This is a genomic window from Haloactinomyces albus, from assembly GCF_031458135.1.
GTDB lineage: Bacteria > Actinomycetota > Actinomycetes > Mycobacteriales > Pseudonocardiaceae > Haloactinomyces > Haloactinomyces albus.
On the sequence record NZ_JAVDXW010000001.1, the window covers coordinates 4,165,993 to 4,180,010 of the forward strand.

Sequence of the window (14,018 nt, forward strand, 5' to 3'; positions counted from 1 at the left end):
AACTCCTGTTCCCCTGTCAGTTCACCCGGCGCGCCGTGTCCGCCCAGTACGGCTCGCGCACGGCCTTGCGATCGATCTTGCCGTTGCGGTTGTGCGGAAGCTCGGGCACGAAGTCGATCGATCGGGGCTTCTTGAACCGGTCGAGGCGTTCGGCGCAGAACCCGATCAGCTCGTTCGCGGTCGGCTCGTGACCGGCGCGCAGGACGACGGCGGCCTGCACCGCCTCGCCCCACATTTCGTCCGGAACACCAATGACGCAGACCTCGTTGACGGCGGGATGCTCGTACAGCGCTGCCTCCACCTCGGTGCAGTAGATGTTGAAACCGCCCGAGATGATCATGTCTTTTTTCCGGTCCACGATGAACAGGTAGCCGTCCTCGCGCATCCAGGCCAGGTCCCCGGTGTGCACCCAGCCATCGCGAAACGTGCGCGCGGACTGCTCGGGGTCGTTCCAGTACCTGGTGACGCAGTCCGGGCCGCGGGCAACGATCTCGCCGATCTCGCGTGGCGGTAGCTCGGTGTTGTTTTCGTCCACAACGTGGATCTCGGTGTCGTAGGCGGCCCGCCCGCACGACCGCAGCAGCTCGGGATCATCGGTTACCGCATTGGCGATCTCCTCGCTGGTCAAGCCCGCTACTACGCTGGTCGTCTCGGCGAGGCCATAGCCCTGCGCCACGACAGGGCCGAACAGGGCCACGGCCTCGCGCAGCCGTCGCGGCGAGATGGGGGCGCCGCCGAGCCGCACGCTGGTCAGACTGGACAGGTCGCGCTCGCCAACGTCGGGATGCTCGAGCACCATGGTGAGCATGGCGGGCACGAGGAACGTGGAGGTGATGCGTTCCCGCTCCACGATGTCCAGGAACGTGGCCGGATTCCAGGAGTGAAGGATGTAGGTGGTCGAGCCGCCGAAGACGCCGCCGAGAAGCCCCATTCCGGTCGCGTGGGTGATCGGTCCGCACGCGAGGTAGCGCATGCCGGGACGTGGGGGTGACTCGTGGCTCATCAGCTGCTTGCGCATGTTGGCCAAGCGGTTGCCAAAGGTCTGCACGGCCGCCTTGAGCTTGCCGGTCGAGCCGGAGGTGAAGTTCAGAACCGCAGCGTCGTCCTCGCCGACGTCAACGGCAACCGGGTCGGCGCGACCGTCGTTGACGAGTTCGCGGTACGAAAGCACCCCTGTGACCGGGGGTGCCTCCGCGGGCCCGAATGGCTCGCTTGCCGCACCGTCGAAATCCTCTCCGAGCTCGTCGTCGAGCAGCACGGGCAGGCATCCGGTTCCCGCGGATGCGATGGCGGCGAGAGCATCATCGCGATGCGCGGCGTCGAAGACCAGCATCCGCACGGAGGCGTCCCGCAGGATGTGCTCGATCTCCGCCCTGCCGAGACGCGCGTTGATCGGAACCCTTGGCATTCCGGCCTTGTAGAGCGCGAATTCGATCTCGACCAGCTCGCCGCGGTTCCACGCCAGCGATCCCACCGCGTCGCCGGTGTCCAGCCCGAGGCGACTGCTGAACGATGCGGCAAGGCGGTTGGTGCGCTCCTCGAAATCCCGGTACATCCAGACGCGTGCGCCGCAGACGAGCGCGGGCTGGTCGGGCCAGTGCCGCGCGCTCCGGGTGAGGTAGGTGCCCAGGTTCATCGACGCCTCCAGGGCGATTAGTCTACATTTAGTCTATTTGCATACAGAGTGTTCAATAACTTCTCTTCTGTCAACCTCTCCTACACTGGTTCGGCAATGTCCGAGCATCCGGGTCTCGGTGCCGAGGAGGCGCGGGGCCCAGCGACGAACAAGAGGGAGAGATGGTCGAGGACAGGCGCACCAAACGCACCCGGCGTGCGCTCAGCGACGCCCTGGTGGCACTGGTGCTCGAGCGTGGTTTCACCGCGCTCACGGTGGAGGACATCGCCGAACGCGCCGACGTGGCGCGCGCTACCTTCTACAGTCACGTTCAGGGCAAGGAAGAATTGTTCGCCAGGGTGACCTCCGACTTGATGGCCGATCTGGCCGAGCGGACGCGCCCGGCCATCACCGAAAACGCGGTGGGGTTCACCGGCAAGCCGCTGCTCGAGTTGTTGCGGCACGCGCACGACGAGCGCGACCGGTACCGGATCGTGCTGCGCGGGGAGGGGGACGGCAAACCCCTGCACATGTTCATGGACTCGCTCGCGCAGGCGGTGGCCGAGGAGTTCCGTGTGCGCGCGGAGCGCAACGGTGTTACGCCGCGCATCGATGCCGAGCTGCTGGCTCGCGTGTGGGTCGGCGAGCAGATAGCCGTCCTCCAGTGGTGGGTCTCCCAAGATACGCCGCCGATGCCTGCGGAGGAGGTCTCGCGCATGCTGCTCGACCTGGCCATGTATGGACGTTACTGGGCCAGCGGCTTCGACCTGCCCGGATGAGGCCAACCCGTGTCTCGATGACGTGCGGCCGTGCGTCGCGGCTGCTCTCGGTGATCCGGTGAGCAGCCGCAACCTCGGTGTCGATGCGGCCCCTCGGTGCTTCGTCGCCGTCGGCCACTCCTCTTGAACCGGCGCTCGTTCGCGGTCTATATTCATGAACCTAATGTTCGCTATTGGACAAATTGTCTTATAAATTTGGCGAAACCCTGAACGACGCGGTTCAGACAAGGAGCGGCCCATGACCGCATCGACCCCGGGGCCTGCCGGTGCCGAACTACTCGACCGGCTCGATCGGCTTCCTCTGTCCAAACCCCATCGTCGGCTGATGCTGCAAGGAGGGATGGGCTACCTGTTCGAGGCATACGACGGAGTGCTGCTCGGGTATGCCGCGTCGGCGCTGGTGGCACTGTGGTCGCTGGACGCTTCGATGGCCGGGTGGGTCCTGGCCTCGGTATTTATCGGCTATCTCATCGGTGCACTGCTCGCAGGCGTGCTCGCCGACTGGATCGGACGCCGCCGGGTGCTGATGTACGCCCTGCTCGTCTACGCGGTGTTCACGCTGCTCGCGGCGACCGCGTCCAGTCCCGGCGAGCTCATCCTGTGGCGCATCCTCAGCGGTATTGGGATCGGCGCCGAAGCAACAGCGATCGTCCCCTACGTCTCCGAGTTCCTTCCCCGGCGGAATCGGGGCCGCAGTATCGGCAGGACCATTATGTTCCTCGGCGTGGGCTATGTGCTGGCCGGGCTCACCGCGGTCACCGTGATCAGTCCGCAGCCGGAGCCGGGCTGGCGGATCGCGTGCCTGAGCGGCATTCTGCCGGTACTGCTTCTGCTGTGGTGGCGACGGACGATGGTGGAGTCGCCGCGGTTCCTGATCAGCAAGGGGCGCATCGCCGAAGCAGGCGGGATCGTGGAGCGGTTCGAACGAGATACCGCCGCGGCAGGCGACACGGTTCCTCCAGCGTCGTCGAGCGACAGCGTGGAGTGCGAGGTGGACCGCCTCGCGGGACAGACCAACCCGCTGCGACGGTTGGGGGCCCTGTGGGGTCCCGGGATGGCACGTCGGAGCACGGTGGTGTGCCTGCTGTGGTTCGCCTTCCAAGCGGCGCAGTACGGGTACGGCACGTGGCTGCCCACGCTGCTCATGCTCAAAGGCTTCGCGATCTCCCAAAGTTTCGCCTTCGCCATGGCCGGCGCAGTCGCTCAGGTGCCTGGTTACTATATCGCCGCGTCGGTCAGTGAACACTTGGATCGCAAGTGGACCATCGTGGTGTTTCTGCTGGGCAGTGTCGGTTGCGCGGCTGGTCTCGGCACGGCGGGCAACGCCGCGTCGATCTTTTGCTACAGCGTGGCGCTGTCGTTTTTCATGAACGGGGCCGCTTCGCCGCTGTATGCCTACACTGCGGAGATCTATCCCACGGGCATCCGGACGAGCGGGATGGGCATGGCGAGTGCGACAGCGAGGATCGGAGCCATCCTGGCGCCAGTCGTGATCGGTTATCTCTACGCTGACCTCGGCTTCGGCGGAGTGTTCGCAGTACTGTGCGGACTCCTACTGCTCGGCACCGTCGTCCTCGCCATCTTCGGTTTGCGGACAGCAGGGCGCAGCCTCGAAGATCTGCATGCTCCGGCGCGCGTCAAGAACTAGTTGTGTTGTCTCGGGATTCGTTGTCGACACCGAGCACCGAGCGTGGACATCAGCCGGTTGACCGCGATCGAGGGGCACACGCACGTGCTCGCGTCCGTGAACGAGGGGAAGTGGTCGGGCACTGCGGCGGATTCTCTCGCTTGTACGGAACCACCCTGGTCGCCTGAAGCGGTGTTGGTGCCGGAGTCGACGCCAAGTAGCTCCGGCACCACTCCGGATAGGCGGTACCGGGAGGCTCGATGTTGTGGGCTGCAGCGGGTATCGATCAGCGTCTGTGCGGCGGTCTTGACGTGCTCTGCGGTGCGCTGCGGAGAACCCTGCATGGAGGCGGTCACGATCGCGCCGTCTGCGCAGGCGAGGAGCTGGCCGCCGAGCTCCTCGGCGTCCTCGGCCACGTTGTGATCCGCTCCCTGGGCGAGGGGAACTCCGTGCAGCGCACCGGGGCCGGATCGCGGTGATGTCGTTCACATTGTAGAGCGCGGAAGCGCAATGCAGTATGGTGTATACAGTATTTTGCCGACTTGGCATCGTCGACCGAGAGACCGCATTGCAGAAGACGGAGGCTCGCACCTCATGTACACAGTCACCAACGCGGCTACAGACGAACTGATTGAAGAGATCCAGAACGCGACCGACGCGGAGGTCCGTGCGGCGATCGATCGGGTGCACCACGGGTACGCATCGTGGCGACGCCGCTCGGTCGCAGACCGGGCGAAGATCGTGGCACGCGCGGCCGAGCTCTTTGCCGAGCGTGCCGACGAGCTGGCCGAGATCATGACGCTGGAGATGGGCAAGCGGATCAACGAAGGGCGCGGCGAAGTCGGCGTCGTGGTCGACATCTTCAACTACTACGCGGAGAACGGGCCGTCGATGCTGGCCGACGAGCCGTTGCCGATCAAGGGGGGTGAGGCGGTCATCCGCAAGGAACCGGTCGGCGCGCTGCTCGGTGTCATGCCGTGGAACTTCCCCTGCTACCAGGTCGCGCGGTTCGTGGCGCCGAACCTGGTGCTGGGCAACACCATCCTGCTCAAGCACGCCTCGATCTGCCCGCGCTCGGCGGTGGCGATCGAGCAGGTGCTGCACGACGCCGGCGTGCCCGAGGACGCCTACGTCAACGTATTCGCCTCCAGCAAGCAGATCCCCGAGATGCTCGCCGATCCGCGGATCCAGGGCGTGTCGCTGACCGGCAGTGAGCCCGCCGGAATCTCGGTGGCCGCCGAAGCGGGTAAGAACCTGAAGAAGTCCGTGCTGGAGCTGGGCGGATCGGATCCGCTGATCGTGCTGGACACCGACGACATGGCCGAGACGGTCAAGGCCACCGCCACCGCCCGGATGCGCAACTGCGGGCAGTCCTGTAACGCGCCCAAGCGGATGATCGTGATGGACGACATCTACGACGAGTTCGTCGAGCGGCTGACCGAGCGGGTGGCGGAGTACTACGTGCCGGGTGACCCGGCCGATCCGGCGACGAAGCTGCCGCCGCTGGCGTCGGCCGCCGCGGCCGACGAGGTGGCCGGGCAGATCGAGACCGCCGTCCGGCAGGGTGCGACGCTGCGCACCGGCGGGCACCGCATCACCCCCGGGGCCTACGTGGCGGCCACCGTGCTGACCGATGTGACCCAGGAGATGGACGCCTACCGCGAGGAGATCTTCGGCCCGGTCGTGCTGGTGTTCCGCGCGGAGAGCGAGGAGCACGCGATCGCGATCGCCAACGACTCGCCGTTCGGACTGGGCGCCAGCGTGTACGGCACCGACAGGGAGCGGGCCAGGCGCGTGGCCGAGCAGATCGAGGCGGGCATGGTGTACCTGAACAGCTCCGGTGGCTCGCAGGCCGATCTGCCGTTCGGGGGCATCAAGCGTTCCGGCATCGGCCGGGAACTCGGTCCGCTCGGCATCGAGGAATTCATGAACAAGAAATCCATCCGACTGTAGCCCGACGCCATGGCGACGGCGACCGGCCTTACTGCTTTCGAGGCGTACTGCCTGCCGGGTGGCGGGATCATCCCGCCACCCGGCCATGAGGTGCTGCCCCGCCACGGCAGACCACTGCTCGGAATACGCCTGGTCGATGTCAGACCGTTGCGGCGGTGCGCCATCCGGGTCGGTAGCTCTCCCGGGCCACGGCGGAATAGGGTGCCGGGCTCACCACGGCGCGCACGGCGAACTGTTCGTGGGGCTGGACGGTCGACTTGCGGGTGCCGCCGTCCGGTTCTCCCCAGATCACCTTGACCTCGGCGCCGATCGGGACGCCGGGATCCACAGTCGCGAGTGAGAGCGTCGTGCGCTCGTTCGCGCTGTATCCGGTGAACAGGGACAGCCCGACCTGCCTGCCTTCCGCGTCCACCACCGAGTCGAAGTTGGACGATCCGTAGTTGGCGTTGGGCAGGTCGAAGAACTGGTAGTCGGGACCGTCCTGGTTGAGCGGCGAGGCCAGCAGCGTGGTGACGTCCTCGGCGTTCCAGGCGAGGGTGACCTTGCGTCGCTGGGTTTCCGGGGTGATGGCTTCCAACGCGTCCCGGCCCACGAAGTCGTGGTCGAACTTGACGAAGGGACCATAACCGAGCTCCCACGGGTTCAGGTAGTAGTCCTCGATCCTGTCGGACACGAAGCTACCGGCCAGGGCGTTCATCGCCTCGTAGCTGTCCGCCCCCAGCCATTCCCGGTACGGACGCATTTCCTCGCTGGTGTAGACCGCAGGCAGGGGAGATGGGATCCAGCCCGACTCCAGGGTGTTGCACGAGTAGGCGCGTGCCCCCGCAGGCTCCAGGCCGAATTCGCGACCCGCTTCGAGGATGGCGTCGCGCACCTTGCCGTAGCTCTCGTAGGGTCCCCAGATCTCCAGCCCCGGAGCTCCCGCCATTCCGTGGCGCAGCGTGCGAACCTGCTCGCCGGCCACGTTCATGTAGCCCATCCTGAAGAAGCGCAGCTGCTCGACCGGGCCACCGTTGACCTTTTCGATGACCTTCCACGCGTTCGGGCCCTGGATCTGAAAGCGCCACACATCGCGCGTGACCGCGTTGCCGTACGGCCGCGAGGGCGAGCGCTCGTCCCAGCGAATGTCGACGTTGTAGCCCTTGCCGCCCCGGAAGGTCAGCCAGTTGGCCACGGGGGCACGTCCGACGAACACGAACTCCTCGTCGGCCAGTCGGAACAGGACGCCGTCACCGATGACCCCCCCTTCGGGGGAAACCGGAACGAACTGCTTGGCCGAGTCCACCGGGAAGTTGGCCATGCTGTTGATTCCGGTGTCGGAGAGCAACTGCAGCGCGTCCGGGCCCGAGACGAACAGGTTGACCATGTGGTGCGTCTGGTCGAACAGCACTGCCGATTCACGCCAGGAAGTCACCTCGCGGCGCCAGTTCGTGAATTCGGCCGGGACGACGGGGTAGATGAAGGATCCGAGCTGGGAATTTCGGAGCAAATCCACCGTGTTCCCCGCCTGGTCCAACACTTCTTGCAGGTTCTTCGCGCTCATGTGCTTACCATTTTCTTTCGAGATCGTCGGCGATTCCGTCACTCTCAAGCTATCCACGACGTGTGGCGGATGAGATGGAGAAATGGCGGCAATGGAATGTCCGCGATCGGCCGGGACTGCTGAGTCATATGACGTAATAAAATGGAGACGACCGGGATTCGGGAAAGCTGTTACCGGTTATAGTCCGTATTCCTGTGCGGTCAGGTATTGCACGCCGAGTTCGGCGAGTTTGGTGCGCAGGTTGTAGCGGTCGAGGCCGAGTTCTCCGTTGCGGAAGGCCTCTCGGGTGGCTTGTTCCTTGTCGACGCGGGCCTGGGAAGCTTCGAGTGCGTGGTCGATGCTCTGGCGGGGGACGACCATGACGCCGTCGTCGTCGGCGAGGACGGCATCACCGGGCCGGACGAGTTGCCCGCCGAGGGTGATGGGCACGTTGACCGAGCCCGGCGTGGCCTTGACGGTGCCCTGCGCGCTGACCGCGGCCGACCAGACGGGAAAGCCCATCTCGTGCAGATCGGTCACGTCGCGCACGCCGCTGGTGGTGACGAGTCCGCGCACATCGCGCACCTGCAGGGCGGTGGCGAACAGCTCTCCGAACAGTCCGTCGGTGCAGGGCGAGGTCGTGGTCACGACGAGCACGTCGCCGGGGCGGCATTGTTCGATCGCGGCGTGGATCATGAGGTTGTCGCCGGGCCAGCACAGCACCGTGACGGCGGTGCCGCCGATGCGTGAGCCGAGGTGTGTCGGACGTAGCCGCGAGTCGAGGAATCCGGTGCGGCCCAGTGCTTCGTGCACGGTGGCGACGCCGTACTCGGAAAGCTTGGTGACCTTGTCGAGCTCGGCGCGGGGCGGGTCGGTGACGATGACGTTGTTCATTTCAGCACCTCTGTGACCTGGGGGTAGAGTCGCATGTAGGCCTCGCCCATGGTGTTGTGCGGCAGGCCGAGGTTGGGGCCTGCGTTGCGCTTGAGCTGCACGCCGCGCCGTTTGGCGAGGTCGGTGTAGTACTCCCACATGTGTTGCTGCGCGGGCAGGCACTCCATCGTCGTGCGTTTGGTGTCGAACACCGAGGTGATGTCGAGCAGCACGTCCGGTTTGAAGTCGCACTGTTCGGGCTGGTGCGGTTCGAAGAAGAACACCGGTGGCGCGCCCAGCGGTTCGCCCGGTGCGTCGTAGCCGATGGCCTGGGCGAGCACGCGGGCTTGCAGTGCCATGCGCGCGGCCGCGGGGTGGTCCTGGTTGTAGGGGTCTTCCAGCGGGTGGGTCAGTACGACGGCGGGATCGATCTCTCGGTACACCCGCACGATCCGGTCGACCAGCTCCTGGCTCTCCTGCAACGGGTAGTCGCCGGCGTCGAGGAACTCGATCTCCGCGCCCAGCACATCGGCGGCGCTGGTCGCTTCGGCACGCCGGAGCTCTTTGATCTCCTCGAGATTTTTGCCCTCGCGCCACGCCTTGGCCGACTCGCCGCGTTCGCCGTAGGTCAGGCACAGCACCTTCGCCCGATCACCGCGGGCGGTGGCCAGTGCGATGGCCCCGGCGGCCCGCCAGACGAAGTCGCCCGCATGGGCGCTGATCACGAGTAACGAACTCATCCCGGCATCTCCTTCGAAGTCCTCGGCCGTCCTGAAGGACAGTAGGAGAAGCCGGCCCGGATCGGGACGTCGCCGAGACCGGTCTGCTCTACGTCATTCGACTCAGTGCGGTTGTTCGACTCAGCGCGCTTGGCGGTATGCCGCCTTCGGCGCCTCGGTCATTTGTCGCGGTCAACTCGGCATCAATGCCGGACGAAACACGATCTCCACTCGGCTCTACTGGTTGTGCTCGCACGAAGACTGAGGAGACGCCATGAGCATCCAGCGTGAGGTTGCCCAAAGCCGGCGCCGACACTCCGATCTCGCCGACCTGGTGCGCAACGTCAGTTACGAGGTGATGCCGTTCAAGAGCACCGAGCAGGACGTGCTCGCCGAGGTACCGGTCACGGTGCCGCTGACCGTCACGGTCACCGAGGCGAAAGGGATCGATGCGACCCTGAACCTGACAGAGCGTCTGCTGCGGCACGGCTACGGTGTGGCACCGCATCTGCCCGCACGGCAGTTCGTCGATCAAAGCCATGTCGACGACGTGGTGGCCCGTCTTCGTGAGGCAGGGGGCCGGTCGGTCTTCGTCATCGGCGGGGACGCCTCGGAGCCGGCGGGCGAGTTTCCGGACGCGTACTCGCTGCTGCAGGCGATGGAGGTGGCCGACCAGCCTTTTGAGGAGGTCGGTATCGGCGGTTACCCGGAGGGGCACGCGGCCCTCCCGCAGGAGTCGATCGATCTGGCGCTGAAGCAGAAGGCGCCGCTGGCGACCCACGTCACCACGCAGATCTGCTTCGATGCCACCACGACGAGTTCTTGGGCGGCGGGCATCGCCACCTCGGGCATCGATCTTCCGGTCTCCGTGGGCATGCCGGGCCCGGTGAGCCGCCAGAAGCTGATGCGGATCTCGGCGGGAATCGGGTTGGGGCAGTCGGCACGGTTCCTGCAGAAGCAACAAAGCCTGCTGTGGCGGTTTCTCCTGCCGGGCGGTTACAACCCGACGAAACTGGCCAAGCGGCTCGGCACCGTGGTGGGCAACACCACGGGAAACATTCGCGGGCTGCACATCTTCACCTTCAACGAGATACGCAAGACCGAGACCTGGCGGCGGGAACTGGTGGCCGCGGTCTCCGACAAGGGCGATCGGTCATGACCGAGCAGAACCACGACCAGGACTGCGGACGCCTCATCGTTCGAGGAGCGGATCGCCCCGGAATCGTGGCGAACGTATCGGCTGTGCTCACCGAGCACGGGGCCAACATCGTCTCGCTCGATCAATCCTCGAGTGACCCGGCGGGTGGCCGGTTCTTCCAGCGCACCGTCTTTCATCTCCCGGAGATGCCGGCCAAGCTCGACGAGCTGAACGAGAGCCTGGAAGCCAAGCTGGGTGCGGAGCTGGGGCTGGAATTCGAGCTTGTCGAGGCGAAGCGACAGAAACGCGTCGCCCTCTTCGTGTCCAGAGCAGATCACTGCCTGCTCGATCTGCTCTGGCGGCAGCGGCGCGGAGAACTGCCCATGACCATCTCGATGGTGGTGTCCAACCACCCCGATCTCGGCGACGAGGTGCGGCAGTTCGATGTTCCCTTCTTTCACGTGCCGGTGGACAGGGGAAACAAGGCGGCCGCCGAGAAGGAGCAGTTGAACCTGCTCAAGGGCAATGTGGACCTGCTCGTCCTGGCGCGTTACATGCAGATCGTTTCCGGCGAATTCCTCGACGAGCTGGGCGTTCCGGTCATCAACATCCACCACTCGTTTCTTCCGGCATTCATGGGTGCAGGCCCCTACCAACGAGCGAAGGAACGCGGTGTGAAGCTGGTCGGCGCGACGGCGCACTACGTGACCGAGGATCTCGACGAGGGACCCATCATCGAGCAGGACGTGATTCGTGTGTCGCACCGGGAATCGGTGCGGGATCTGCAGCGCAAGGGCGCGGATGTCGAACGGTTGGTGCTGTCCCGCGCGGTGTCCTGGCACTGCGACGACCGCGTCATCCGCGACGGCACCACGACGGTCGTTTTCTAGGAGAGCCGGTGACTGCACGAATTCTGGACGGACGAGCCGTGTCGGCGGAGATGCTCGATCGGGTTCATCGCGAGGTGGCGGAGTTCGTCGACGAGTACGATCGAACCCCGACCCTGGTCACAGTCCTGGTGGGGGACGACCCCGCCTCGCATACCTATGTGCGCATGAAGGCCAACCGCTGCGCGAAGGTCGGTATGCAGTCGCGCCGCATCGAGCTCGACGCGACCATCGACACCGAGACACTGGTGAGCCGGATCCGGGAGCTGTCCGCTGACACAGGTGTCGACGGGATCCTGCTGCAGCATCCGGTGCCCGAGCATATCGACGAACGCGCCGCGTTCGAGGCGATCGACCCGAGTAAGGACGTCGACGGGGTCACCCGCACCTCGTTTGCCGCCATGGCCCTCGACGAGGGCGGTTTCCATTCGGCGACACCGGGCGGAATCATGGCGCTGCTGGACGCCTACGAGGTGCCGCTGGCGGGCAAGAACGCCGTGGTAGTGGGGCGCAGCCCCATCCTCGGCAAACCCGTGGGCATGCTGCTGTTGGCGCGGGACGCGACCGTCACCTACTGCCACTCCCGAACCGCTGACCTCGCCGATCGGCTCGCCGAGGCGGATGTGGTGGTCGCGGCCGTCGGCCGGCCGGGAATGATCCGCGGTGACCGGATCAAACCCGGCGCTGTCGTGGTCGACGCAGGCTACGCCGACAACACCGGCGACGTGGAATATGCGTCGGCGGCCGAGAAAGCCTCGTTCATCACCCCGGTGCCCGGCGGTGTCGGCCCCATGACCATTGCGACTCTGCTCGCGCAGACGGTCGGCGCAGCGCGGGATCGCGAAACTGCGCGCTACGCACGGACAGACAAAACCCGGGGCGGAGAACCTGCTCGGTGAGGGAGTGGAAATGACCGAAGCTCGCGACGATTACGTACTCGATTTGGCGCAGAGTCGGCGGGGTTACGCGCTCAACCGGCTGTGCGGCTCGCTGAAGGACGCCGACAACCGGCGACGGTTCAGCGAGGACGAGGCCGCCTATTGCGATGCCTACAAGCTGTCGCCGGAACAGAAGCAGGCGGTCCTGGAGCGGGACTGGACCGCGATGCTGGATCTGGGCGCCTCCATTTTCTACACGTTCAAGTTGGCAATGCTGGACCGGAAGTCGATGCAGTACCTCGGTGGTGTTTTCACCGGCATGTCGGCCGAGGAATTCGCTTCGACCATGCGCTCGGGAGGGCGGAAATTTGGCTAGGATCACCTGGGGTCTTGCTACCTCGCACGTGCCGTCCATCGGCGCGGCGATGGACAACCACAAGACCGAGGACCCCTACTGGAAACCCCTGTTCGACGGCTACGAGACGGCTCGGAAGTGGATGGCCGAGCACCAGCCGGACGTGGCGGTGATCGTGTACAACGACCACGCCAACGCCATCGACATGGACCTGGTGCCGTCGTTTGCGATCGGCACGGCCGACTCCTACGACGTCGCCGATGAGGGATGGGGTCCTCGCCCGGTGCCGCCGGTGATCGGCGCACCGCAACTGAGCGAGCACATGGTGCGCGAGCTCGTCGACGACTCCTTCGACATCACCACGTGCAACCGGCTCGACGTCGATCACGGGCTCACCGTGCCATTGTCGGTGTATTGTCCCGATCCGGGCGATGCCTGGCCGTGCGCCGTGATTCCGGTGCTGGTCAACGTGATCCAGTACCCGCAACCCACAGCCGCCCGCTGCTATGCGCTGGGGCAGGCGATCGGGCGGGCGATCCGGTCGTTTCCCCAGGACCTGAAGGTCGCGGTGTTCGGCACGGGAGGCATGTCGCACCAGCTGGCCGGAGCCCGCGCCGGATTGATCAACGAGCGCTTCGACCGCATGTTCCTGGACGCGATCGAGCACCGTCCCGAGACGCTCACGGCGCTGTCCCGCGAGGACTACATCGCCGAAGCCGGTTCGGAGGGAATCGAGCTGATCATGTGGTTGGTGATGCGCGGGGCGATGAGCGACAGCATCGCTCGCGTCCACGACACCTACCACGTGCCCGCGTCCAACACCGCGGCGGCGTTGGCGCTGTTCGAGGACCTGGGCGACCGGGAAGGGGCGATGGCATGAGTACCTTCGTCCTCCTCCACGGGGCTTGGCACGGTGGATGGGCGTGGCAGCGGGTGGTTCCGTTGCTGCGCGAAGCAGGACACGAGGTATACGCCCCGACCTTGACCGGGGTCAGCGACCGCGCACACCTGCTCACCCCGTCGGTCGGGCTGAGCACGCACGTCCAGGACGTCGTGGCGCTCGTCGAGGCGTATGACCTCCACGATGTCGTGCTGGTCGGACACAGCTATGCGGGGCAGGTCGTCACCGGTGTTGCCGACCGGATTCCCGAGCGAGTCAGCAAGCGCGTCCACCTCGATGCGTTCGTCGGCGACGACGGAGATGCCGCGATCGATCTGCTGCCCTCCACGGTCGCCGGGCATTACCGGGACTCGGTGTCCGGGCCCGGGTTCGGTTGGCTCATTCCCGTGCGCTCTTTGACCAAGCTCGGCGTGTCCGAGCAAGCCGACCTGGAATGGCTCACCCCGCGCCTGACCCCGCACCCGTGGCTGACCTACACCGAACCCCTGCGGCTTGCCGGAAACCTCGGGGCTGTCCCGGCGGCCTTCGTCGAGTGCACCGACTGGATGCGGGTGTTCCAGCCGCACGCCGAGAAGGCCGCAGCCCGCGGTTGGCCGGTCCAGCACATCCCGACCGGACACGAAGCCATGGTCACCGCACCCAAGGAGCTGGCGGACGTGCTGTTGGAGGTACAGGCATCGTGAGCGCGGTGACCGGACCGCCCCGCGGGCCGGTCACCGTCGTGCCCACACTGTGATCACCACCGCGCCGAACCGGCCGAGAACTCGGAGA

At 65.9% G+C, this 14,018-nt stretch carries 14 protein-coding genes; 10 read left to right on the forward strand and 4 right to left on the reverse strand.

The window, feature by feature from the left end; genetic code table 11:
- Positions 1-16: 16 nt before the first annotated feature.
- Positions 17-1,636, reverse strand: a complete 1,620-nt coding sequence (locus tag JOF55_RS19630; RefSeq protein ID WP_310276384.1) for a class I adenylate-forming enzyme family protein — start codon at positions 1,634-1,636, stop codon at positions 17-19.
- 161 nt (positions 1,637-1,797) lie between these two features.
- Between JOF55_RS19630 and JOF55_RS19635 the strand changes: the two genes are divergently transcribed.
- From JOF55_RS19635 to JOF55_RS19650, 4 genes are all read left to right on the forward strand, one after another.
- Complete coding sequence (locus JOF55_RS19635) at positions 1,798-2,394, forward strand: TetR/AcrR family transcriptional regulator (protein WP_310276387.1); 597 nt, start codon at positions 1,798-1,800, stop codon at positions 2,392-2,394.
- Between the two features lie 238 nt (positions 2,395-2,632).
- Entirely contained in the window at positions 2,633-4,042 is a 1,410-nt protein-coding gene (locus JOF55_RS19640; RefSeq protein WP_310276390.1) for an MFS transporter, read from the forward strand.
- Between the two features lie 239 nt (positions 4,043-4,281).
- Entirely contained in the window at positions 4,282-4,500 is a 219-nt protein-coding gene (locus tag JOF55_RS19645) for a hypothetical protein (RefSeq protein ID WP_310276393.1), read from the forward strand.
- A 115-nt stretch (positions 4,501-4,615) separates the two neighbouring features.
- Positions 4,616-5,974 carry an NAD-dependent succinate-semialdehyde dehydrogenase gene (locus JOF55_RS19650; RefSeq protein WP_310276398.1) on the forward strand — a complete coding sequence of 453 codons (1,359 nt, stop codon included), beginning with the start codon at positions 4,616-4,618 and terminating at the stop codon, positions 5,972-5,974.
- Between the two features lie 139 nt (positions 5,975-6,113).
- Here JOF55_RS19650 and ligM read toward each other — a convergent pair whose 3' ends face one another.
- The 3 genes from ligM to JOF55_RS19665 all read right to left on the reverse strand — a co-directional run bounded on the left by ligM (position 6,114) and on the right by JOF55_RS19665 (position 9,109).
- Positions 6,114-7,517, reverse strand: a complete 1,404-nt coding sequence (gene ligM, locus JOF55_RS19655; RefSeq protein WP_310276401.1) for a vanillate/3-O-methylgallate O-demethylase — start codon at positions 7,515-7,517, stop codon at positions 6,114-6,116.
- A 177-nt stretch (positions 7,518-7,694) separates the two neighbouring features.
- Entirely contained in the window at positions 7,695-8,390 is a 696-nt protein-coding gene (locus tag JOF55_RS19660; RefSeq protein WP_310276404.1) for a 4-carboxy-4-hydroxy-2-oxoadipate aldolase/oxaloacetate decarboxylase, read from the reverse strand.
- Positions 8,387-9,109: a PIG-L deacetylase family protein gene (locus JOF55_RS19665; RefSeq protein ID WP_310276407.1), complete on the reverse strand. Its 723-nt coding sequence runs from the start codon at positions 9,107-9,109 to the stop codon at positions 8,387-8,389. The genes JOF55_RS19660 and JOF55_RS19665 overlap by 4 nt, the downstream gene beginning before the upstream one ends.
- Positions 9,110-9,362: 253 nt before the next feature.
- Here JOF55_RS19665 and JOF55_RS19670 point away from each other — a divergent pair, with 253 nt between their 5' ends.
- Genes JOF55_RS19670 through JOF55_RS19695 form a run of 6 tightly spaced genes read left to right on the forward strand, consistent with a single transcriptional unit; the run spans position 9,363 to position 13,930 of the window.
- Positions 9,363-10,247: a methylenetetrahydrofolate reductase gene (locus JOF55_RS19670; RefSeq protein WP_310276409.1), complete on the forward strand. Its 885-nt coding sequence runs from the start codon at positions 9,363-9,365 to the stop codon at positions 10,245-10,247.
- Complete coding sequence (gene purU, locus JOF55_RS19675) at positions 10,244-11,116, forward strand: formyltetrahydrofolate deformylase (RefSeq protein ID WP_310276411.1); 873 nt, start codon at positions 10,244-10,246, stop codon at positions 11,114-11,116. Before JOF55_RS19670 ends, purU begins: the two co-directional genes overlap by 4 nt.
- 8 nt (positions 11,117-11,124) lie before the next feature.
- The gene (locus tag JOF55_RS19680; protein WP_310276414.1) at positions 11,125-12,012 is read left to right on the forward strand and encodes a bifunctional 5,10-methylenetetrahydrofolate dehydrogenase/5,10-methenyltetrahydrofolate cyclohydrolase; all 888 of its coding nucleotides are present in this window, start codon (positions 11,125-11,127) and stop codon (positions 12,010-12,012) included.
- A gap of 10 nt (positions 12,013-12,022) precedes the next feature.
- Positions 12,023-12,367, forward strand: coding sequence for a hypothetical protein (locus JOF55_RS19685; protein WP_310276417.1), 345 nt, complete (start codon positions 12,023-12,025; stop codon positions 12,365-12,367).
- On the forward strand, positions 12,360-13,226 hold the full coding sequence (locus tag JOF55_RS19690; protein ID WP_310276420.1) for a class III extradiol dioxygenase subunit beta: 867 nt from the start codon (positions 12,360-12,362) through the stop codon (positions 13,224-13,226). Before JOF55_RS19685 ends, JOF55_RS19690 begins: the two co-directional genes overlap by 8 nt.
- A complete protein-coding gene (locus JOF55_RS19695) occupies positions 13,223-13,930 on the forward strand; it encodes an alpha/beta fold hydrolase (protein WP_310276422.1) in 708 nt (235 codons plus the stop codon). The genes JOF55_RS19690 and JOF55_RS19695 overlap by 4 nt, the downstream gene beginning before the upstream one ends.
- Positions 13,931-14,018: the final 88 nt, after the last annotated feature.

Bases quoted from the DNA above. Each gene is read 5' to 3' on its own strand.
- JOF55_RS19630 (WP_310276384.1), bottom strand. From the start codon at position 1,636: ATGAACCTGGGCACCTACCTCACCCGGAGCGCGCGGCACTGGCCCGAC.
- JOF55_RS19635 (WP_310276387.1), top strand. From the start codon at position 1,798: ATGGTCGAGGACAGGCGCACCAAACGCACCCGGCGTGCGCTCAGCGAC.
- JOF55_RS19640 (WP_310276390.1), top strand. From the start codon at position 2,633: ATGACCGCATCGACCCCGGGGCCTGCCGGTGCCGAACTACTCGACCGG.
- JOF55_RS19645 (WP_310276393.1), top strand. From the start codon at position 4,282: ATGTTGTGGGCTGCAGCGGGTATCGATCAGCGTCTGTGCGGCGGTCTT.
- JOF55_RS19650 (WP_310276398.1), top strand. From the start codon at position 4,616: ATGTACACAGTCACCAACGCGGCTACAGACGAACTGATTGAAGAGATC.
- ligM (WP_310276401.1), bottom strand. From the start codon at position 7,517: ATGAGCGCGAAGAACCTGCAAGAAGTGTTGGACCAGGCGGGGAACACG.
- JOF55_RS19660 (WP_310276404.1), bottom strand. From the start codon at position 8,390: ATGAACAACGTCATCGTCACCGACCCGCCCCGCGCCGAGCTCGACAAG.
- JOF55_RS19665 (WP_310276407.1), bottom strand. From the start codon at position 9,109: ATGAGTTCGTTACTCGTGATCAGCGCCCATGCGGGCGACTTCGTCTGG.
- JOF55_RS19670 (WP_310276409.1), top strand. From the start codon at position 9,363: ATGAGCATCCAGCGTGAGGTTGCCCAAAGCCGGCGCCGACACTCCGAT.
- purU (WP_310276411.1), top strand. From the start codon at position 10,244: ATGACCGAGCAGAACCACGACCAGGACTGCGGACGCCTCATCGTTCGA.
- JOF55_RS19685 (WP_310276417.1), top strand. From the start codon at position 12,023: ATGACCGAAGCTCGCGACGATTACGTACTCGATTTGGCGCAGAGTCGG.
- JOF55_RS19695 (WP_310276422.1), top strand. From the start codon at position 13,223: ATGAGTACCTTCGTCCTCCTCCACGGGGCTTGGCACGGTGGATGGGCG.